17 protein-coding genes are annotated in these 21,075 nt (G+C 51.9%); 4 read left to right on the forward strand and 13 right to left on the reverse strand.

The features are described 5' to 3' along the window. Window positions 1–85: 85 nt before the first annotated feature. Window positions 86–1,891: an AAA family ATPase gene (locus tag SH302x_RS05510; protein ID WP_479367728.1), complete on the reverse strand. Its 1,806-nt coding sequence runs from the start codon at window positions 1,889–1,891 to the stop codon at window positions 86–88. 235 nt (window positions 1,892–2,126) lie between these two features. Beyond that, entirely contained in the window at window positions 2,127–2,999 is an 873-nt protein-coding gene (locus SH302x_RS05515; RefSeq protein WP_479367729.1) for a serine/threonine protein kinase, read from the reverse strand. A 375-nt stretch (window positions 3,000–3,374) separates the two neighbouring features. Here SH302x_RS05515 and SH302x_RS05520 point away from each other — a divergent pair, with 375 nt between their 5' ends. Continuing rightward, window positions 3,375–4,199, forward strand: a complete 825-nt coding sequence (locus SH302x_RS05520) for a creatininase family protein (RefSeq protein WP_479367730.1) — start codon at window positions 3,375–3,377, stop codon at window positions 4,197–4,199. Between the two features lie 78 nt (window positions 4,200–4,277). Then, window positions 4,278–4,970: an HAD family hydrolase gene (locus SH302x_RS05525; RefSeq protein ID WP_479367731.1), complete on the forward strand. Its 693-nt coding sequence runs from the start codon at window positions 4,278–4,280 to the stop codon at window positions 4,968–4,970. A gap of 73 nt (window positions 4,971–5,043) precedes the next feature. Here the strand turns inward: SH302x_RS05525 and SH302x_RS05530 are convergent, their stop codons facing one another. Continuing rightward, window positions 5,044–5,376 (reverse strand): HU family DNA-binding protein, encoded by a 333-nt coding sequence (locus SH302x_RS05530; protein WP_479367732.1) that lies wholly within the window; start codon window positions 5,374–5,376, stop codon window positions 5,044–5,046. A gap of 292 nt (window positions 5,377–5,668) precedes the next feature. Between SH302x_RS05530 and SH302x_RS05535 the strand changes: the two genes are divergently transcribed. Beyond that, window positions 5,669–7,078, forward strand: coding sequence for a hypothetical protein (locus SH302x_RS05535; RefSeq protein WP_479367733.1), 1,410 nt, complete (start codon window positions 5,669–5,671; stop codon window positions 7,076–7,078). Between the two features lie 29 nt (window positions 7,079–7,107). On the opposite strand, the gene SH302x_RS05540 is transcribed toward SH302x_RS05535, so the two are convergent. From SH302x_RS05540 to SH302x_RS05580, 9 genes are all read right to left on the reverse strand, one after another. After that, window positions 7,108–7,350 (reverse strand): hypothetical protein, encoded by a 243-nt coding sequence (locus SH302x_RS05540; RefSeq protein WP_479367734.1) that lies wholly within the window; start codon window positions 7,348–7,350, stop codon window positions 7,108–7,110. Between the two features lie 48 nt (window positions 7,351–7,398). Then, the gene (locus SH302x_RS05545; protein WP_479367735.1) at window positions 7,399–8,301 is read right to left on the reverse strand and encodes a DUF1573 domain-containing protein; all 903 of its coding nucleotides are present in this window, start codon (window positions 8,299–8,301) and stop codon (window positions 7,399–7,401) included. Between the two features lie 280 nt (window positions 8,302–8,581). Continuing rightward, a complete protein-coding gene (locus tag SH302x_RS05550) occupies window positions 8,582–9,154 on the reverse strand; it encodes a Maf family protein (RefSeq protein ID WP_479367736.1) in 573 nt (190 codons plus the stop codon). Further along, a complete protein-coding gene (locus tag SH302x_RS05555; protein WP_479367737.1) occupies window positions 9,151–9,990 on the reverse strand; it encodes a DUF3467 domain-containing protein in 840 nt (279 codons plus the stop codon). Before SH302x_RS05555 ends, SH302x_RS05550 begins: the two co-directional genes overlap by 4 nt. 58 nt (window positions 9,991–10,048) lie before the next feature. After that, window positions 10,049–11,677, reverse strand: coding sequence for an ABC transporter permease (locus SH302x_RS05560; RefSeq protein WP_479367738.1), 1,629 nt, complete (start codon window positions 11,675–11,677; stop codon window positions 10,049–10,051). After that, a complete protein-coding gene (locus SH302x_RS05565) occupies window positions 11,674–12,630 on the reverse strand; it encodes an ABC transporter ATP-binding protein (RefSeq protein WP_479367739.1) in 957 nt (318 codons plus the stop codon). Before SH302x_RS05565 ends, SH302x_RS05560 begins: the two co-directional genes overlap by 4 nt. Continuing rightward, window positions 12,627–14,795, reverse strand: coding sequence for a hypothetical protein (locus SH302x_RS05570; RefSeq protein ID WP_479367740.1), 2,169 nt, complete (start codon window positions 14,793–14,795; stop codon window positions 12,627–12,629). The genes SH302x_RS05565 and SH302x_RS05570 overlap by 4 nt, the downstream gene beginning before the upstream one ends. Next, window positions 14,792–15,088 carry a hypothetical protein gene (locus tag SH302x_RS05575; protein WP_479367741.1) on the reverse strand — a complete coding sequence of 99 codons (297 nt, stop codon included), beginning with the start codon at window positions 15,086–15,088 and terminating at the stop codon, window positions 14,792–14,794. Before SH302x_RS05575 ends, SH302x_RS05570 begins: the two co-directional genes overlap by 4 nt. Window positions 15,089–15,182: 94 nt before the next feature. Next, complete coding sequence (locus SH302x_RS05580) at window positions 15,183–15,587, reverse strand: acyl-CoA thioesterase (protein WP_479367742.1); 405 nt, start codon at window positions 15,585–15,587, stop codon at window positions 15,183–15,185. Window positions 15,588–15,729: 142 nt separating this feature from the next. Between SH302x_RS05580 and SH302x_RS05585 the strand changes: the two genes are divergently transcribed. Beyond that, window positions 15,730–16,212 (forward strand): ACT domain-containing protein, encoded by a 483-nt coding sequence (locus tag SH302x_RS05585; RefSeq protein WP_479367743.1) that lies wholly within the window; start codon window positions 15,730–15,732, stop codon window positions 16,210–16,212. A gap of 12 nt (window positions 16,213–16,224) precedes the next feature. Here SH302x_RS05585 and SH302x_RS05590 read toward each other — a convergent pair whose 3' ends face one another. Further along, on the reverse strand, window positions 16,225–20,838 hold the full coding sequence (locus SH302x_RS05590) for an Ig-like domain-containing protein (protein ID WP_479367744.1): 4,614 nt from the start codon (window positions 20,836–20,838) through the stop codon (window positions 16,225–16,227). Window positions 20,839–21,075 lie beyond the last annotated feature (237 nt).

Raw genomic sequence — 21,075 nt, forward strand, 5'->3', positions numbered from 1 at the left:
TGACAACGGAATGCAGTCATGCCGCTATACGGCAGACTAGGTACCTGCCGCCGCGGTTGCTGCATTTTCGCTGCGGTTATAATTGCTACCGAACTCCGATTGCTTCCAAGGCTCGGATCTCCTGTTCCCACTGCATCCGTTCCTGGTCGGTCACATCCGGATTAGGCAACAAGGATCGTCGCGTGCAATTTACCAGTGCTTGCAGCGTTTGGTAGCGTCGTGTCTGACGGATAGCTGGTTGCAAGAAATCAAAGATAGCCGCCTTAAGTTCCGCTTCATCTTTGGGCGCAATCGCTTTAAACTGGCTGCGCAGAGCCGCATAACCAGCCGATGACATGTCTTGCTCTAAACCTTCTTGGTCCAACCACTGAACCAAGTCATCGTTGACCAAGCCAGTTGGCTTGAGCATCCAGCGAATGAACTCCAGTCGGTCTTCGCCGGTTGGGTCAAGGATGGGAATGATCAGATCGCCGACGCGCCCCGGGCGGCGGATGTCGGGCGAGAGCTGATGGATGCGAGCGGTCATCAACAGCCAGATGATTTTGCCTCGCAACCGATTGTCGCTCATCATCCCTTGAATCTTTCCGGTTAGGCGGCGTTCGGTTTCGTGGGCATCCGAACCCACGCCGCCGAATTGCGTATCCGCTTCGTCGACAAAAATGACTACTTTTTCGAGCGACTCTAGCACTCGTTTTAGGCGTTCAAAGATAACGTCGGTTTGGCCGAACCATTGGCTGCGAATGTTCTTGAGAACCAGAACGGGCATATCCATTTCCGCTGCGACGGCTTCAAAGATAAACGTTTTTCCGCTGCCAATGGGACCAGCGATCGCAGCGCCAGGCAGAGCGCGATCATCTCCCAGTCGCAATCGTGGCAACATGTAGTCATCGAGGAATTTCTTCAACTGGGAAAAACCGATCACTTCTCGCAGCGAGTGTTCCGGCTTCTTGAATTCGATAACGTCTTCCCCAAGTTGAGCTTGGATGAAAGCTTCGACTTGATGCGTGGTGTCCTGCCGGTCGATTGGTTTGTTGAGATAATCGGAAACCAAGACTAGTTGCCTCAGGGCGTGCAGCGTGAGGCCTGCGGTGGCACCGGCCACGATTTGGCGGTTCTCTGGTGTACCTGCGTTTCCAGGGTTCTGGCGTGCTGCATGGACATCCAGAAAGTGCCGTCGCGACTGGGTGTCAGGTGACGGGATTTCCACCGACAACATTTGAGGCAGACGGGAGACCCGTGGATGGATTAACGATCGGCTTTCGGCTAATACCAATAATGTGTCTTTGCCGCTGTAGAAAGCCGGGTCGCTTAGCCAGTCGCTGACAATCGAGATACGGCGGAGCTGGGCGTCGTTCATGCGAGCAACATCGCCATCGCCTGCGGGCAAGATCATGTCGGCCCCTTCGACGATGATCATTAGGTTCTCGCGTAAGGCCGCCCGAGAGCAGATCGTAAGTTGCCTGAGAAACTCGAGCGCTTGCGTCGTATTGCCCAACGCGTCGCGTAGGTACTGATCGAATTCCTTGCGGCGCAGTTCAAACTTTGAACCGTCTGGCAAAATTTCCTGCATTGGGATTTTGTCGATCGTCGTGCCGTTCTTCCAGGCGGCCCACGCGTCCCTCAGTTTTACGCGATCGCTTTCAGCGACTCGCACGGGGCCATTCAATTCGTAAGTTACTTGGATTAAGCCTTCGATTTTCGTTTTGGCCAGCAGGAAGGTAATCAACGGCACATAGGCTTGGCCGTCAAAGTACAGATCGTAGATATTGCCGGACAAAACAATCGCTCGAGCTTGGCCGGAATTGATGATTCGCGCTAGCGAAGTATAAAACGGGTAGCTGGTTTGCTGAGGGACTTCGTTAGTTGGAAGATTAACGTCTGCGTTGCCCACGTACTGGAACTCCTACCGAGTAATGAATGGCGGACCATAAACAGAGCGTTAGTATACGCAGAAAATCAGCTCAGTTGCATCTGGCTTCGCAAAGAGGAAGATAGTTACCGCGAAACGTTCGAATCATACCTGCCCAGTGGACATGTCACCAAAACGATGTGATCTACGCCTTTTGCTACCCTGGCACGAAGCCGGGCTGGATGGGCGATGGAGACTGCGTTTTGTGCGGCCTGAATTAGGTAGCCGCACGCTTGCGGCGAGTTGCTTCGAATCGTTTGATCCGAGGCTTGAGCCGTTGGTAGGCATGCAGCATCTCATTTGCATCGCGAAAACGCCGATTGGGGCGTACTTCCAAGCTGCGACGGATGAATTCGATAAAGTCCGGATGGGCCTTGCGACGCAACGTGGCATAACCGGGCGGGGGCCAATCGAAAGGGTACTCCGGCAACTGGTTCGTTAAGATCTTGTACATCATTAACCCTAGAGCGAAAACATCCGATCTTGCGCTAGGACGCCCCATCGCTTGTTCGGGGGCCATGTAGCCTACAGTGCCAGATCCCGAAGCGATCATCGTGCGGATGATCGTTTTCTGAGCGACCTTTGCGATGCCGAAATCCATCAACTGCAAACGTCCATCCGGGTGGACAATCATGTTCTCCGGCTTGATATCGCAGTGAATGATCTTGTTTTCGTGAGCATGAGCCACGGCATTGATCATTTGCTCGATCAAATGAATAGCGGTTGCAAACGAGATGCGTTTACGCAGACGATCCCCTAAAGTCTGAGCTCCCAGTCGGGAGGTGATGACAAAGCGGCCTTCGATAAAGGAGGCATCTTTGATCGGCAGAATGTTGGGGTGGTCTAAACGGGCGACCAAACGTGCTTCTCGCTGAAAAGAATCCAGTAGCGAGGAGGTCACATTGGCTTGATGAGGCATTTTCAACGCGACGTGGACGCCCTCGATGGTATCAAACGCTTGATAAACATGGGCGAACCCACCTTCGGCCAAACGTCGCTCAATGCGATATTTGCCCAGCTTTTGGCGGGCTTTCAGTTGATTATTGTCGCGTCGCGACTTGGCCATTACCGGTAAGCTCTGTGCGATCATAGCAGAGGAATTACTATCGAAAAATGATAGCGGGCTGAATGTCTGATTCTATGCATCACACGAGTGAGAGCGTAGTCAATTTTCAGCTAATGCGCTATTCTATTTGCCAGTCCGAACTTGTCTGCGGTATGAATCAAAAATCCCTTTCGATTTCCGCAAACATTGCACTCCAAGTTATCGGCAGAAGACGGAGCTAGGCTCCGTGTTCCTACCTAACAAGCGAGTAAAAAAACCAACTTTCGCCATCCAAGCGACGTCAACAACGTTACATTCGCGGAATGATCGTTACAGTTTCTCATCCGACGCAATGTCTACGTTGCGTATATCAATACGTTTAAGCTCAAAGCAATGTCGAACCCTCACGATTCTACTGATATGACAACCTCAACTATAAACACGCCACATCGTCCTTGGTGTCTCGCAGAATCTAACTTGAGCGAAGTTCGATCACATCGCTATGAGGTTGCAGTGCTTCCTTTGGGTGCCACCGAACCGCATAACCTTCACCTGCCCTATGCAACCGACACGCTCCAAGTCGATGCAATCGCTCAAGAGTTTGGTAAGAGAGCATGGAGCCAAGGGGCGAAAGTTTTGGTTCTGCCTACCCTGCCCTACGGGACCGAATCCAACCTGCGGCAGTTCCCTCTGGCAATGAACCTCAGCCCCTCGACCGTCTTTGCGGTGTTGAACGATCTACTGGAAAGTCTGCAGCACAGCGGGATTCGCAAGCTGGTGATACTTAACGGTCACGGCGGTAACGAGATTAAGCCGTGGTTACGCGAAATCTATGGAAAAACCGAAGTCCAGGCTTTCTTGTGCAATTGGTTTACCGTGCTCAAAGACGTCTCTGACCAGTTGTTCGAGCATCCCGAAGACCATGCCGGAGAAATGGAAACGTCCCTGATCCTGGCGTTACGTCCAGACCTCGTGGCCCGTACTTCAACCGGCGAACTTGCCGCAGATGCCGGTGAAGTTCGCGAGTTTCGCTTTGACGCGCTCAGCAAAGGTTGGGTCAGCATGACTCGGCCCTGGCATCTTCTGACAACCAATTCGGGTAGTGGAAACCCGCATCGTGCAACGGCCGATAAAGGCCACCAGTCGTTGGAGATCCTGTGCGATCGCCTCGTGCCTTTCCTGGTGGAACTAGCACAGCAACCGATTGATGCTTGGTTTCCCTTTCGAGATTTCGCGGACAATTGAATTCCGGATGCTACTGGAATTTTGCGAACCGGCGTCCTATACTCCCGCAGTCGAACACCTACACTTTTTTAGACGCTGATGAGCACAATTTCTGCAGTTGCATTTGATCTCGATGGCACCACGCTCAACAGCGAAGATCTTTATCTAGAAGTTTGCTCGGAATTGATGCGTCGTCGTGGGCATGAGTACGATTGGGAAACCCGCCGCCGGATGATGGGGTTGCCTGCCCCGCAAGCCTACGAAGTTTTGATCGGCAGCAAAATGCTGAGCGACTCGGTGGACCAACTGCAACGCGAAAGCGACGAAATCTTTGAAGGCATCTTGGAACAAAAATTGCGCCCGATGCCCGGCGTCCATGCGTTGTTGGATTTACTAGACCAGTGGTCTTTGCCACGCTGTATAGCCACTAGCTCTCGCTTCACCTTTGCGGAACGTACGCTGCAAATTGTTGGGCTTCGCGACCGATTCGATTTCGTGATCACGGCCGAACATGTCCCCCACGGAAAACCGGAGCCAGACATCTACCTGGCAGCCGCAGCACGTATGGGAGTAGAGATTGGCGAACTGCTGGTGTTGGAAGATTCCAGCATCGGCGTTCGAGCTGGCGTCGCGTCGGGAGCTTATACCGTCGCGGTGCCCAATGAACACACAAAAGGTTCAGATTTTGCCAACGTGCGGGCAATGTTTTCGTCCCTGGAGGACGAAGGATTTCTTACGTGGCTGCAAACTGCTGCAGTGAAAAACAAAAACGCCGCTAGCTCGAAAGACTAGCGACGTTTTGATGGGTGACAAATCCAAGGGCCAAATCCGCGATGTTTCGCGCACAGGAACCCTCGGGTTTTGCTTAAGCCATATCCTTCAGCTTCTTCAGAGGTCGAACCTTCACTGCGGTTGAAGCAGGCTTTGGATCAGCCCACTGCATTTCCCCAGTCGAAGGATTGCGAACTTGTCGTTTCGGTAGAGCTTTCTTCTGCACTCGAACAATTTTGCAAATGTCTGGGAATGTGAAAACGCCCACGCCCTTCTTACCAACCGCGGTAGCAATCTCTTCCTTGATCGACTCGAATACATCAGAAACTTGCTTCTTGGTAAGCCCTGTCTTTTCAGCAATGTTTGCGAACAATTGCATCTTGGTGAGTGGCTTTTCTTTTGCTGGCGCTGCTTTGGCCATATTCATCAAACCTCGTATCATAAGTGCGAAATTTCTGGTTGTCCCTGCGGACATCATGCTTCGAAGATTAAACGAACAGTCAAGAAATACTGCAACTAGGCCAGAGCATAAAATCATGGAAAAACCAAGAAAAACTAGGTTTTTATGGTGATTTAGGTGCTATTCAGGACGCTTGTGCGTGCAAATTTCAGCCTTGCAGCTAATTCTGGCAGGCAGAGTTTCTCCTGTGAACTAGAATTTTGCAGGTCTCGTTCGCTTATTCAACGCTTCCTCATCGAGTTTTTTGCGCCAGAACTTCATGATTTTTTACTGCCCGACTTGCTACCATCCCAGCCGCTTGCCAGCGAGTTCTGAACTTTCGCAAGGTAGTGATTTGGAGTGCCCGTACTGCCTCATCCGCTTCCCACTGGCGCAATACGTCAGTCTGTCCGAGCCTGCAGCTTCACAGATCATTTCCTTTCGCTTGGCCAGCTCAACGGTCGATAGCAACCCTGCTCCGCAAACCCAAGATCCTTCGGATGCAAGCTTACTGCCTGACTCTTTGCCAGAGGTCTCATTCGATGATTCCGACCAGCTTGTCGTCCTGGATGATGACCAAGAATCGGGCGAAGTAGAGCCCCTGGATTTCGCCCTAGAGCCAGCGACCGCTCCAGCGACGCAACCCAAGCCAGCGTTTCAGCTCAAGACGCCCACCAACGCTTCCCGCCGCAAGTCCAGCTCGCCGCTGGGAGGCATGGTTGGCGTAATCTTCGGTGGCTTGGCTGCACTTCCAATCGCGACCGGAATCATGTGGTATGCAATGGGTAAAGACCCATTTCGCGTCGCGCCCACGATCGCCAAGTATGTTCCGTGGATCGTGCCTGAAAATCTGGCTGGACGTTCCTTTGCTGATTACCACTCCCGTACTAGGAACGATTCCAGCAGCACATGGCCAGACGCGAACCCATCGCAATCCAACCCCACAGAAGGGACTTATTTCAGCGACGAGTCTCTTCGTGACGCTCAGCAGAGGCCGTCCGCCGCTTCGCAAGTCGATGCCACACCAGTTCCTGCTTTACCAGCAGAATCGAAACCATCGGACGCAAGTCCTCCTACGACAGACAGTGCCGTCGCTGAAGCGGTCACGTTACCGTTCGCTCGCGATTTCCAAATCCCAGCGACAAGCCCCGATCAAATTCTGCTGCTTGAAAATCTAAGCAGTTCCGTCGACCAAATGCTGCTGACCAAAGACACTTCCGCGATCACAAAATTTTTGGATGACTTGCAGCGAGTTGTAGAGGGAGTCTCGGCCGCAAACCTTGATCCCGCTGGCAGATTACAGATGAAAGGTATCGAAGACAAACTTGGTCGAGCGGGCAACGGTTCGCTATGGCCCAGACTGGTTGCGGCTGCTAAAGCTCGCTTCCGCGGCGCTGCCGAATTTGACTTAGGTCAGGTGTACATCGATGCTTTCGAACGCGAAGCTGTTGTACCGCTTGACTCGGGCATGCCTACGGGCTTGAACGAAATGGAATTTGAGCGCTGGCTGCCCTCGTCACGTACCCGCGAGCCAGTCCGGAGCATGCAAGTGATCGCCAACAGAACGCCGAACGATGACCAGCTCGAGACTTCGGCCGCCCAGCGATTCGTCTTGATCGGTAAAGTGGTGGAATCCGCCGATACCGAACTGCCCCCGATTTTTGTTGTTTGGGCAAAAGTGCAGCTTTAGCTGAAATTGCCGCTGACGCCGGGCAATGGCTACATCCAGGACTTGCCTTTAGCCGCCGGCCGTTTGGCAGCAGGTACATCAGGCTTGGTCGTGCTGGTGGTTTGTTCTACCACTGGTTTTGCAGCGTTTGCTTTGGGCTTGGCTGGTTTGACAGGGACGTCGGTCCGTACCGTCGAAGTGGATTTGGAATTCAGGAGACCGCCGGTTGGAATACTGGCTGCTCCAGAATCGCTAAGCGATAGCCCTAAGGGCCATAAATGCTTTCCGTGCAAAATTGAGTTCCAAATTCTAAGTTTGATGGGGAGAGGAATTGGATCAAGTTAATGAATTTGCCCGACCACTTTGCAGCTAGAAGTAGGTTGCGCCTTGAGGTCGCTGATGACTTCTATTCTGCAGTCAATATCTTTCTCTTCCGTGGAGCCCATTTCGGCTTGCACCGTAACGACGTGTACCAGCCTCTTGCCGCCGTCGTGCGCGAATTTTAGTCGACCATCGGCCGCGCGAATATCCTTAATCTCAAAAGGTTGGCTTCCTTTGACAATAAACCTTTGATTGGCCGGCTCACTAGCAGTCAGCCTGCCAAGGTCTACCACCGCCGGTGCGATCTCCATAGGGGCACTAATTCTCGCTGCCACAGGCAACGTAAAAGCGTTATTTACAGGATCATTGGTGACGATGACAAGCTCATCTTGCAGCGGGCCCGATGGCGTCGAATCCAATAGCCTTAACTCCAACATGTATGTGGTCTGGTTGCCGCGTCGTTCCATGTTCTGAATGCGCACCTGCAAATTCTGGCTGTTTCCGCGAACGTCCGTGATGGCCCAGTCCGGTCTGCCTGCATAGGAGATTTTGACTATTTGGTTCCTCATCTCACCCTGATTTACATTCCCAAAGTCGACTTGGCCAGGCTCAGTTACGATATCCGAACGAATTCGCCCCATTACCAACAACTGGATCTCCGCGTAGTACGGGCGATCAATGACAACGGTGATCGCCGCAGTCTTAGGGCCAATAAAAGACTTTGTATTGAACTCGGCGAGAATTCCTCCCTTTTCCCAAGTCTTTAGTGTCGGCTTGAGTATTTTGGCCGTGGTGCAACCGCAACTGCTACGGACCGAAGCTATATGAACGTCTTCTTCGTACGAGTTTTCGATTTCAAAGATAAACTCCGCCTTGGCATTACGGCTGACCGTCCCATAATCGTGTTGGGTTGTGCTGAACATGTTCGCCGCCCAAGATTGCCCACGCGCAGGAATGGCGCAATCGCAGATAGCCACTAGAGTGAAAACGGTAGCTAGAATCCTATACATCATCATGCTAACGAGCGCTCGCGGTGTAAAAAGAACCGAATGATGGCTTTATAAAAGCCGCCGCGTCCCAAAACGGGGGACCTCTATCGAACGATTAAATCGACCATCAGCGAGCCGGAACTTCAGCCTAATCGGAAAAGCTTTACATCCGTGACCCTAGTGAAACCAAGATATGGCAGACGCATTGCCGACTTTAATCAGGCATAAAGTTCGGCAGTATTTTCTCGAGCAACTCCATCGGCAACCCGACGACATTGGTGGCCGAGCCTGTCTCCAAATGAACCCAATCCGGTCCATCCTGAAAGCCGAACGCTCCCGATTTGCCGACCCATAAGTCGGTATCCAAGTAGCTTTCAAGCAGTTCTTCAGTCAAGCCGTCCATGCGTAGAACCGAGATGTCGACGTCGATCGTACGCTTGGAGCTCGCTTTGTCCCATACGCACAGGCCACTAAAAACGCGATGACGAGTACCCGACAACCGCTTCAACATTTGTTGAGCATGATCGCGATCGACGGGTTTGCCTAGAATCAATCCGCCACACTCCGCCACGGTGTCGCAGGCAATGACCAAGCCCGAGTCAATCTTTTGAATGACGTTCGCAGCTTTCTGATAAGCGAGTCTGGCAACCAGTTCCGCGGGTGATTCCCGTGAACATATGCCACATTCGGCCGAATCATCCGGCGGGACGACTTCAAAATCGTAGCCAGCTTCGGTCAGCAATTGTCGGCGTCTGGGGGAAGTACTGGCAAGGATCAACCGAGTCATTCAAAACCGCCTCCTCCCTGCATTCGTGGTCGGAACTGGTCCCAAGAGGCTTTCAGCGATTCCAACAGCCGTGGGACATGCCCTGCGGCCATAAACACTCGCGCACTGACAGCCGACTGTGGATAAAAGTTGGTGATAAAATCGAAGCTGAACTCGAATTGCCCGTGACCAATCATGACTGCATTAGCGTACGTGCCGCTGAGCAATTCGTCGCGAAGCTTAAGTTCGTCATAAATCTCTTGTGGATTTTGAACGCGAGGTGGCCTTGGTTCGTGAGGAGCCCTGTCGCTCCCTGGCGAGTGTTCTGAGTCGGCTGGCGGTTTCGCCGGGGGTTCAATACTGGCACCAGGCAGAACATCGATCGGCTGTCCAAAGTCTGTCGCTGGTGAGCTGGCTGGGCGAGCTGGCTGCGTATCGGCGGGCTGCACAAGTGGCGGCGTTTCGAATGGTACGCTTTGCGCTGTCGCAGGCGGTACAAGCGGTGGTGGATCGGTTGGGTTCGCCAAGCCTTCAGGTGACTTGATTTGGCCATGCAAATCGCGAGAGACCAAGCCGACGTTGGCTTGGTTTTCACCGGCAATGGGCCCGAAGCGATTGCGGTAGAGTTCTAGATTCTTCTCCAATGCTTGAATGAATTGCGGCATGACACCGTGCGGCAATACCACACGCGAAACAATCGCATTGGGGCGAGGAAGGCTACGCACAAAATCCAAAAGAAACTCCATCGGTCCCGTGACGATGATAACGCCAGTGCTGATCTGACCGCTGGCTACATTGGCAGGAATGCGAGCGCGCAAAGCAGGTTGGTCGTCAGGGTTTAAGTGGACGTTGGCCATAGCAATTAGTTTTGTGTGATAGTAAGGTCAATTGACCTGTGTGCAAACAGACTCAAATTCAATCGGCTGCGAACGGGTCATCGGTTGTAGCCTTAGATCGACGTTGCTTCAAATCCAAATCCAGCTCCATCGGCGATTTCACGCGAACTAACGTTACGTCGCCACTTACCATCACGGCATTAACGCACAAGATGATGAAGGTGGTGAAATACAGCAACAATAGCGGGCTTTGCATTTGGACTACATTTCGAAAATCCAACAACGTCCAGAAGGGATTGGTAAAGCAGAACACTTCATAGCTAGGCTGGCGAAAGTTATTGAGATACAAAGACAAGAACATGGGCAGCCCACTGCCCAACGATAGCAACAGCCCGCCGAACAAAAACGGCAAAGCAGCGCTGCCCGCTCCTGCCTTTGGCAGAAAAATCATGATTAAGCGGAGCAGTCCTAGGTAAAACGCCAGATAACACCACACGGCTATTACAAAGTAAAACGACATCCATTCCTGCGATGTCAGGATCATCAGCGTTATCAGCGTGGCCACATACCCAGCGAAGTTGATCAAGATAAATAAGTAGCCGGTGCCACCACCGGGGTTCAACCACACACCCAACATGCGTCCGGTGGTTGTTTCCGCAAGTGAGCGTTGTGCACGAATCGACAGCACGCCCGGTTCCGAAACGACGAACATGCCAGCGACACCCCAATGCAAACTGAGCAGCGATAACGTCACGCCCAATGTTTCTCGATTCCAGTTGTAATTTTCCGGCAGCTCGAAAATACAAAACCAGAACAGCAACAGCGATTGAATGGCCAACCAGATTCGGATGGGCCGCGAGTAATTCTCGCCCGGAATGCCGATCGATGCTCCGCCTACCAAAATGGCGAGCACACCATAGCTTGCCAGGAGTACCAACGCTGCCAACACCGCTAAAATGCCGCTGGCTGTGTTAAAGGCGGCATCGCCGCTGGCCGCCGCATCTAAGACGACTCGCAATGTAGTTACCATCGCCGCGATCGAGACCGCTAGTTGTACCAGCAACAATAAGACGGAATGGAACATCGTCCGACAAAATGTCGCCAGCATCACGCTGAAGGAAATCGTCACAAATGATGCCACGATCATGATTGGGAAAATCATGAGCAGACTGGTTAATGAGACCCCGCGCAACAGATACGTTAACGCAATGCAAGGTGTGAGCGCAGAAAAGTACAGCAGCAACTGCACGCCAGCGACGATCACTTTTCCTAAAACGATCTTATGAGAACTGAGTGGAGTAATGGAAAGCACGTCGAAGGTGTTGCTGTTTAGTTCGCTGGACATGGAAAAGAAGGCGGCCAGCGGAATGATCACCAGGGCGGGGATCGCCAGCATCACCAAATAGCCGGTCAGCAAGCTTCGTCCCGACGGATAAAAGTAGATGCCCGGTGACAGTGCCGTGATCGATAAAAACGTCCATATGACGATGCACAAAAGCATGAACCCAAAGGTCCACACAAATTGCTTACTGCGCAATGCTTGTCTGGTTTCTTTGACAACGATAGGGCTGAGAATTTCGCTACCACGAATCAACCATTGGTCAAAAGCGTTATCCCCATCTAACAACCGACTGGTTATGCTTTGATTGAATTTGGATTGAATAGCGATTTCTGCAGCCTCATCAGCATTTTGTCGCGCGAGCTTCACTGCACTGCTCCTGTTGTGATCTGCATAAAAACATCTTCCAACGAGATCGCTTTCGATGAGAACTCAACTACTTCATGTCCATGGTTGACGATCTCACGCAACAATTGGCTTTGTCCGTGGTGATCCCCTAGCCATATAAACTCGAGCAGGTCGCGATTGATTTGCAATTGATCGATTTGAGGCCTGTTTTGCAGGAATGCGAACAACTGATCGGCTGGACCGAAAGTACGAATATGGATGTTGGCACTGCCAGCTTGTCGTTTTTGGATATCATCGACCGAACCCACTGCCAAAAGCTTTCCGCGTTCAATGATGCCGACTTGGTCGCACATTTCCGCTAGCTCTGTCAGGATATGGGACGAAACGAGAACCGCTTTGCCCTCGGTGGCAAGCTGAGTAATCATCTGCCGCAATTCTATTCTCGCCCGCGGGTCCAAGCCATTGGCCGGCTCATCAAGGATCAGCACTTCTGGGTTGTGAATCATCGCTCTGCCTAAACACAAGCGTTGACGCATGCCTTTCGATAAACCGCGAATGTTCTTGGCGGCGATCTTGTCCAGGCCTGTGAAAGCCAGCGTTCTGCGAAGGCTTTGCACCCGCTCCTTACCGACTAGGCCAAAAGCGCGGGCGAAAAAATCCAAGTACTCGACACAGTTCATGTTGTGGTAGGTGCCGAAACCGTCTGGCATAAAACCCATTCGCTGACGAACAATGTCTGGGTCATTAATGCATGACACTCCCGCAATTAATGCGTCGCCATAGGTAGGCAGCTCCAACGTTGCTAGGATGCGCATCGTTGTCGTTTTGCCTGCTCCGTTGGGGCCAATGAATCCAAATACGGTACCACGTTGAACCTCAAAGGAAACATCATTGACGGCGGCTGTCTTTCCAAAGTAGCGATGAAGCCGTCGCAACTCGAGCATCGGCGGCTCGCTGGTATGAACGCCAATCATGGATTAGGGCTCCAATGTCCAAAGATGAGATGAAGCGAATCCTGCTCTTTCGATAGATCGATGGCGCGATCCACATGCAGGCCATCCTCAACGTATGCAAAGTAACATTGTTGTTTGGCAATGAAATCCGGACTCACGAGTAAATCACGTGTTCGCATAAAAAGGTCCGATTGTTGTTTGCCAAAGTATCGATTTCTGGAAGCGCCAAAAAGCGCGCTGAGGACGTCTTGTTGTGCACTTCCATCCAGGCCCTCAGGCATCTGAAGCGGTTGCGTCGACTCCATGCGTTTTATTGCTTTCGACGCACCCTCTTCGTCGATTGGCATCAGTGTGGCAGTTACACCAGACGCGATTTTTTCCGCTAGGTAATATTTGCCCTGCCCATCACATACCAGCAGCAATAGGATGGTTTCTGGAAGCGAATTTTGAACTTGGACGCTGGACGTAGTGCTTGCAGACCGCTCCGCTGTGGCACTAGCAGCCGCCGTCCTCGGATACCCAAGCCACTGAAAGGGTTGCAACGAAGCAATTGGCTGGCATACCGAGAATTGAAACTGTTCGCGAGCACGAACAACGTTTTGGTAAACTTGTTTGTCAGGTGTCCATTGCAGTTGGCCGCCGCTGCCCATCTTTGACAGATTGGTATAGTTTGGCTCGATTAACCAAACTTCGGAATCCTTATTGTATTGCACGCCTTCTTTTGGCTGCAGGCCGCTGAACAAGACCTGCCGACTTAAGCAAACGCCTGCAGTGCCGCCAGGGTCTAGGATTGTCAGCGAACGTACGCGGGAATAGGTATCAAATCCATCGCTCAGCGCCGCGAATGAAACTAAGCAGAACGTACCTACGATCGCCATGGCCGGAAAAACAACCAAAAGCCAAGCGGAGCGATTGGTCCGAATGCAGTAAATCAAAAAGATGGGAGCAAACACTCCCACAAACAACCCAATCAACACGCTGAATGCGGCGACGGGCGGCTGTCCCAACTTCTGTAATGACCAGTACCAAAAGTCTTGAAACTGGAAAGCGTCAACTCGGCTCATGCTGGCACTGGATCTCGAAACAAGGGAATTGAGAAGGTACACTTCCAAGGTCGGATCGTTGACCACGCTGTTCATGTTTGTGTGGGGAAGAATCGCGACAACTCCCAGACCAATACTGGTCGAAAAGCCATTTACGTCAGTCAGGTTATTGGTCGACCAAGTCAATGGGGGCGCTGATTGATCTGCATAGAACCAATCTTTGAAGTGAGATTCGGTCGATCGGAAATTGCTTTGACCAACGAGAATCAATTGGCCCGAATTTCGAATGTATTGTCGAAGGCAGGCGGAAAGCTGCGGATTCAAGCTCGCCAACGCATCGCTACGAACAATCACCTTACGCACCGTCGTCCAATCCAATAGCTCAGTGGAAGCCGTATCGATGCGTGCTAATTGCATTGAGCTTTCGCTGGATCGATACGAGCGATAGTTGGCTTGATTGGCCTCAAAGCTTCGCTCAAAAGGTGTGTGCCAAACTTCTCCTCGGCGCAAGCTGTTGAGTCCGGGCGATCGAATGCGTCGGTCCGACTCAAATGCTGCCAGATCTGAATTATCACCCAGGAATACGATCGACGATCGCGTATTGTCATAGGGCTTTGACAATTGATTGGCCGACAATCCCGCGACGTAATTCCCATCGACTCGGGTACTGAAACTGACAAACGTTGTGATGTTTGGGATCGGCGTTACAAACTCCGCCGAGCCCACGGAGCTACCTTGTGGGATGACAAGCTTGGTAGACACACTCGGTGCGCCACGTCCCGGACCATCCAGCGTCAGCGAAAACTCAATATCAATATCTGATACCGCAGGGGCGCCTGACGCTGTTTCAAATTGGACTAAGAAGCGAGCGTAACCCGAACCCGGCGGATTCAACTGAGTCACCATGCCCGCGAGGCCTGCTCGAGTGGCAGAGTAAGGGTCGTCGATCTGAAAGCCGAACGGATCCTGCACAAACAATCTTCCCGATTCATCATATTGGCCATATGCAAAGCCGGTCGCCAGGAAAATCACCAATAGCAGCGGTAGCAGCACCGCGGGTGAGCGCGAGCGAATACCTTCTGCAAGGTTCCCAAATTTTGAAAGGAACTGGTGTCCGATTGGCGACTTGGGCTCGGAAGTCATTTGGCATCCCCTTGGTCAATTGGAGCAATGATTTGCGTCGGCAAGCGTTCGCTCGCAAAAGGACTCTCGGGGCCAGCAACTTGCGTCGTGATGTATTTGTTTAGAATGCCCAGCGGATACAGAATCAAAAACAACACAGAGGAGAAAACGCAATAGGCTGCCGCAGGGGTAAGCAAGATCAGCATCGTGATCCCGGTTCTTGAACCCTCGCTGGCCAATCTCCAAGCGTAGATGACCACTCCAATCAGCGAGATGGTAATCAGCAATATGAGCGTAGAAGAGGCTTGTTTCATAGTTACTCCTAAAACCTATCTTAGCCGATTCGTGCAGGCAGGGTGAGCGACTCACGCAGCTTATCGTAACCGAGTTAGCGAAGAATTCTCTGGCTCAAACAATCTGTAAGTGCTTGGGTAAACGCGTAACGCGGCCTTCTGCATTCAAGCAAGCCAGTTCGCTATCGGCTTCGACCAATAGCTGGTCTGCTCGAGTTAAACGGTACGCATGTACCACACGAGCACCCTTCGCCGATTTTGTTTCCACATGCAACAGTAAGACGTCGTCAAACTCGGCTGGCATATGGTAAGTGATCTTTAGGCTGCGGACGACCAACATCCATCCATCAGATTCCATCTGTCGGTACGAGATTCCAGCGGCTCGCAGCATCTCGACTCGACCACGTTCAAAGTAGTTCAAATACTGAGCATGGTGTACCCGTTTCTGCCCATCGACTTCGTGATAGCGGACGCGAATTTCAGTCGTAAAGTTCCTGAGAATCTCAACCTGTTGTTCCACTGCATGCTCCAAGTGAAGAGAAAACGCTAATCTTGTAGGTGAAACGACTCTACGTAATTGATTTTGTGCCGCCAGTAGCTTATACCGATGCTATCAATTCAGTTGTATTTATTCCACCATTTCATACTCAGCCGGACAATCTATGAGCAGCGGAGAAGGATCGAGTGTTGGTTACCAAACCGCTCGAGGCAGGAATTATCCTACGATTCGCCAGTTTACTGTATTTCTGGAGAACCGCGTGGGCCAATTGCTGGAGGTCGTTCGTCGATTCGAAGGTACGGGCATTCGCATCGTGGCGTTGTCAATTAATGATTCCGCCGAATGTGCTTTTGTCCGCTTTTTGGTCTCTCAGCCAGAACGTTCTCGCGAGATTCTGGAGCGAGCGGGCTTGGCAATTATTGAATCTGACTTGATTGGCGTTGAACTGCCCGATAGTACACAGCCTTTGTTGCAAATTTGTACGGCCTTGCTCCAAGCAGAAATCAACATCATCCAGGCTTACCCGTTGATGGTGAACCCCAATGGTGGGCCAGCCGTCGCGATTATGGTAGACAATACGGATGCAGCCCTAGAGACACTCAGTCGCAAGGGTTTCCGAATGGTTACCGAAGGCGACTTAGAATAGTAAGCGGTCGCTTCATTGGAACTTCTCTAGAGAAGCCAAAAAGTCGTGGAAGCTCTGCCCATCGTCGCTGGTGTCTGCCGCGCCCGCGGTCGATATCGGGTCAGTGACATAATCGAGTAACGCTAAATCATTGGAGTTGACTTGGCTGGTCGACTGACTGAAGTTACTCGCGCTCAGCGTGCTTAGACTATTAAGCTCGCTAGCGCCCGACGTGTTGGCTGCAATTTCAGCGGCTGTTGGAGTCGGCAAACCGAAATCAACAGGCTCTCCCAAAATCTGAAGGTAGCGATGGTTGCCTTCGCTTGCCCGCAGCAAGACTCGCGAACTCGCGGAAACATTGACTGTTTGCGTGCTGACCTGATTGGAATTCGAGGTAGTGCTAATCGTGAGCTGTGTTCCGGTTGCATTCAAACTCGCTGTCACCGACTTAAAGCCGCGCCACGCACCGTTGGTCTCAAGCCACTGCTGGGTCGAGCCTAAAGTTGCGGCTACAGTAAAGCCTTGTCCAATCGACGAACCCAAGAAATCTCTGTAGTTCACTAACTCCGGCAAGACTTCGCCAATGCTCAGTACATTATTGAGGCTATTGCCGTCATCAGGACGAGAACTAATCGCGATCGACTGCGCAGCGACTCGGCGGAAAGGCAACGGGCTTAATGCAACCGAGTACTCGCCCGGCGGAAGGTCGTCCGCTTGGAAAGCACCGGTCGCGTCGGTTGCCAACTGACGCTGAATTGTTTCCCCAGTAAAAGTGGTCCCCGTCAGGCTCAGGGCAAAGCCACTGAACGTTCCACCCGTGAGAGGCGCTAGCATCGAAAGACGTCCACCAATGGAGCGCGGTATGTAATTTCGCACATCCAGCACCACGGTGGCTGTATCAGTCAAGCCCGTCCCGTCGCTGAGCGTGTAGGTGAACGTGACAATGCCTTCAAACCCCTCGCTTGGAGGATTGTAAATAAGCGAACGTGAATCCGAACTAATCGTGATCGTACCTAGCGATGCAGGAATGCTGCTGACGCTGGCGATCGACAATATCTCACCCTGATCAACGTTGGTATCATTAGCCAAGACATCAATGATTTGGTTCGGTGCAGAAAGAACGGTAAACGCATCATCGTTCGCCGTTGGTGGATCATTCACCGGCGTGATATTAAATGTCACAGTACCAAAGGTGCGACCACCATTGCTGCCTACCAAACGGTATGTGACTATCTCCACACCATTAAAGTTGGCCGCTGGTCGATACGTGATGCTGCCACCACCGGCAGTTACCGAAACAATTCCTCCGTGCGATGCTGTAACCGAATCGATCGACAATGTTTCGCCCGATATGCTTGGTATATCATTTGCCAAGACGTCGTAGGTTGCCAACGCAGCATCTTCAAGAATCGTAAAACTATCCGGCACTGCCGTTGGCGGAGGTACCTGCGGCCCGACATTAACAGTCACCATGGCAGTAGCCGTTCCACCACGCCCATCGCCTAAGGTGTAGGTGAATGTTTCTATGCCATCAAAGCCAGCGCGAGGTGTGTAGATAATGCCGGTTCCATTGGCTGCCAGAGTCACTGTGCCTTGATGGGATGTTGTGCTAACGGCTAGGACTCGCAAAGTCTCTCCCGTGTCTGGTCCGCTGTTATCATTGGCCAGTACATTCAAGAAATTGCCTGTGCTGTTTATATCTACGTTGAACGTGTCGGCAACCGCAACCGGCGGGTCATTCACATCGACTACAGTCATGGTGACCGTGGCTGTATCTTCCGCACCGCTGGTATCGCGAACGGTGTAAGTGAACGTTTCAGTTCCCGCGAAATTCGCAGCAGGAGTGTACAGCAAAGTGCTGCCGGAAATGGAGACCGAACCACCGGCGCTTGGAGTGCTGACAGCTACTATGGTTAGGTTCGCTACCGAACCCGTGCGAATAATATCGTTCGCAAGCACGTTCAGTGTGTTGCTAGCGGAGTCTTCATTGACAGTGAAAGAGTCATTGATGGCATCAAATGATCGACCAATCGACAAGCTAGCGGAGTTGTAGACGATACGCTCAGGCGGAACAGCTCCCTCTCGGTCGTAGAGTGCAAAACTGGATCCCAAATTGTCGGCTGGCTCACCAGTGAAGACTGCTTGACCGCTAGCCAGTGCACGCATCGTGACTTCAGCAAAAAGCAAGGGAGCAGATCCTGAAATTGTCGAAGTCGATCTTGCACCACCCAGCTCATTGATGACACCAGGTGTATTGAAGTCACCCGATAGAGTCAAGTTAAAGCCGCCGAAGTACGCGATTGGATTGGTACCAAAGGGTTCGACTAAATTTTGGTTAAACAGAACATCGAGGTACGCTGAAAAAACGCCTTCGGGATTATCTTCACGCAAGTCCGCCGCCGTAAACCGCACTTTAAAAACTTGCCCAGTTGCGACTTCCGTTATTGCATTGCCATTTTCGTCGGCAAAGCTTATCGAGATTGAACCCAATGGCGGTTCGACGACATCGATACTAAAGTTCTGGGTTGTTACATTCCCAGCAGCATCAGTCAGAGTTAAAGCAAAAGGCCTGGTACCAAGCTGACTGGATACCGGCGTCCAAGTCACAACCCCGGTGACAGCATCAATGGAAGCCCCCGCAGGAGCAGACGTAAATGCATAACGTAGACCGCTGCCTTCTTCGCTGTGTGCCAAGTTTAAGTTCAGCGGCGTTCCGACCACGGCAGTGTTCGGAAACACAGATGGACTGAGTTGCGAAGGAGCAATACTGTCAAATGTGATCGACAAGGCGGGCGATAACAGACTGGTTTCCGTCCCCACCGTTTGCCGAGCGGTCAATGTGGAAGTACCTTGGCCAGCCGCCGAAATCGCTGAGGTTGTAATTGTCGTCGTTGTCCCGGTGGCAACTTGTGAAGCAACAACCTGTCCGTTTCGCAAAATCTCCACCGTCGCTCCGGTCTGCGTACCCGAAACTACGAAAACCATTGATGTGGCACTCGTAATATTGTCTGTCGAGCTGAGGCCAGTATCGCTCTCGGTTGCCAAGTCGATGCCTGTTGGAGCTGGGGGGCGATTGTCTGCAACAGTAACCACGACGGTTTGCAAGTCCGTTGGCGAACCAGTACCGCCGCTGGCGGCTCGCACACCCACAACAACATTGAAGGTCCCCACAAAGTTAGCTGGAGGCGTTATTGTAAGCAGTCCGCTGGAATTGACATTCGCAGTATACTGCACACCGCCACTGCCTGGCGGATTCACGAAGAAGGTTACCGCGTCGCCTTCCGCATCCTGCGCGCTCAACTGAACTGAAACTGCTTGGCCAACCGACGTATTCAACCGATCATTGAAGTCGTTCAGAAACGGAGGATCGTTGGAAGTCTTATTGGCTGCGGTCGCGGTAAACGTTCGCGAAGTTGAATTATTGTCAGCGTCGGTAACAGTCACCGTTATTATCGACGATGTTCCGGCCGCACCCACTGCTCGCAATCGCAACAATCCGTTTTCAATGTCATCGAAGATGGTGATCGATTGTATTACCACAGGATTGATTGGACGATCGCTCGCATTCACCGCCGTTCCCGAGATCGCCTCGCGGACCGATTCGCCTTCAATGAGTTGCCCAAACACAGAGTGATTCGCGTTGAGGAACTGAGTCGCTACTTCGGTAATAAAGAATTGCGAGTTGTTCGTGTCATCGGTACTTTTTGCAAAAGACAAAACGCCTGAACGATTGTGTTGCAAATTGACGTTAAAGATATCGTCAAAGTTACCCAACGGAGAGCCACCAGTGCCAAGTCCCGTTGGATCGCCACCCTGGATGACGAATCCATCGTCGACTCGGTGGAAAATCATGTTGTTTGTTGACGTAGTATTGTAGAAGCCTGACTGAGCTAACTCGATAAATCTAGCCGCAGCCCGCCCAGCTTCCGCTTCAAACAGACGGAAGGTCATATCACCAAAGTTGGTCGAGATGCGAGCCGATCGCCCGCCTTGAATCACTTCCGCTGTAATCGCGCTAGGGTTGCTGCTTTGCACTGTAACAGTCAATGGGCCGCCGCCAGGCGAATAGGCGTCGACCGGGACGTGCAAGGGCGAATTAATCTGAACGGTCTGGTTAGCGATCGCGTTCAAAAAGGGTGTGCTAGAAGTTGGTATCGCGATGCCCGACAGGGTCGACAGTTGCTGAAGCGTTAGAAGACCTTCCTGTGGAGGAGTGCCGTTTTGAAACTTCCACGTTGGATAAGTGGTGATCCCTTCGGCCGTAGCAATTGCATTGGGAGTGCGGTCAGGATTAGTGACATCAACAAAGTCTAAGAAATCCGCTCCGTCTTCAAACAGTCGCTTTTGATCCGCACAGACTGGGCACCAAGCAGCGCCAAACATCGTCACGCCAGCATCGCGAAGCAGCGTCGCGAACGCGACTAAATCTGGCCCCGCTTCACCTTGCGCAGTCAAAGTGATCGACGAGTCGTCGTGAAGCGAAAAAAAGGCCGAGTCAAGCGACGTATCTTGGTGGAAATTGCTGCCTAAGAAATCGCTTAAATCCGACGCCATCAACTCGCGGCGTTCCAGCGGTTCTACACAGTAGCGACGAGGTTCCACCTGATCCTCTAATCGCAATAGTCGCGCTAACCAAGATCGCTTCATTGAACGTGTTCGTGCCAAGTGGCTCGTCGACATCGGATAAACCTCGAAGAACTTTCGGAAAACCACCAGATGATGAGTATCAAGACGGCGGCTAGTGCCCAGCTAGCCAGAATTACCTACTTTACTTAAGCGACCCTCAGGGGACGATTGTTACACTCGTGCAATTATAAATGTCGGCATCCGGCTGCCAAATTTTGCAGTACAATCGACGTAATCGGAAGATTTTCGCTGGAAGGA

This window comes from Njordella calcicola (assembly GCF_056494125.1).

What these genes read in the sequence shown, in the direction of transcription:
- SH302x_RS05515 (WP_479367729.1), bottom strand. Translation starts at nt 2,999, where the DNA reads ATGATCGCACAGAGCTTACCGGTAATGGCCAAGTCGCGACGCGACAAT.
- SH302x_RS05520 (WP_479367730.1), top strand. Translation starts at nt 3,375, where the DNA reads ATGACAACCTCAACTATAAACACGCCACATCGTCCTTGGTGTCTCGCA.
- SH302x_RS05525 (WP_479367731.1), top strand. Translation starts at nt 4,278, where the DNA reads ATGAGCACAATTTCTGCAGTTGCATTTGATCTCGATGGCACCACGCTC.
- SH302x_RS05530 (WP_479367732.1), bottom strand. Translation starts at nt 5,376, where the DNA reads ATGAATATGGCCAAAGCAGCGCCAGCAAAAGAAAAGCCACTCACCAAG.
- SH302x_RS05535 (WP_479367733.1), top strand. Translation starts at nt 5,669, where the DNA reads ATGATTTTTTACTGCCCGACTTGCTACCATCCCAGCCGCTTGCCAGCG.
- SH302x_RS05545 (WP_479367735.1), bottom strand. Translation starts at nt 8,301, where the DNA reads ATGTTCAGCACAACCCAACACGATTATGGGACGGTCAGCCGTAATGCC.
- SH302x_RS05550 (WP_479367736.1), bottom strand. Translation starts at nt 9,154, where the DNA reads ATGACTCGGTTGATCCTTGCCAGTACTTCCCCCAGACGCCGACAATTG.
- SH302x_RS05555 (WP_479367737.1), bottom strand. Translation starts at nt 9,990, where the DNA reads ATGGCCAACGTCCACTTAAACCCTGACGACCAACCTGCTTTGCGCGCT.
- SH302x_RS05565 (WP_479367739.1), bottom strand. Translation starts at nt 12,630, where the DNA reads ATGATTGGCGTTCATACCAGCGAGCCGCCGATGCTCGAGTTGCGACGG.
- SH302x_RS05570 (WP_479367740.1), bottom strand. Translation starts at nt 14,795, where the DNA reads ATGACTTCCGAGCCCAAGTCGCCAATCGGACACCAGTTCCTTTCAAAA.
- SH302x_RS05575 (WP_479367741.1), bottom strand. Translation starts at nt 15,088, where the DNA reads ATGAAACAAGCCTCTTCTACGCTCATATTGCTGATTACCATCTCGCTG.
- SH302x_RS05585 (WP_479367743.1), top strand. Translation starts at nt 15,730, where the DNA reads ATGAGCAGCGGAGAAGGATCGAGTGTTGGTTACCAAACCGCTCGAGGC.
- SH302x_RS05590 (WP_479367744.1), bottom strand. Translation starts at nt 20,838, where the DNA reads ATGAAGCGATCTTGGTTAGCGCGACTATTGCGATTAGAGGATCAGGTG.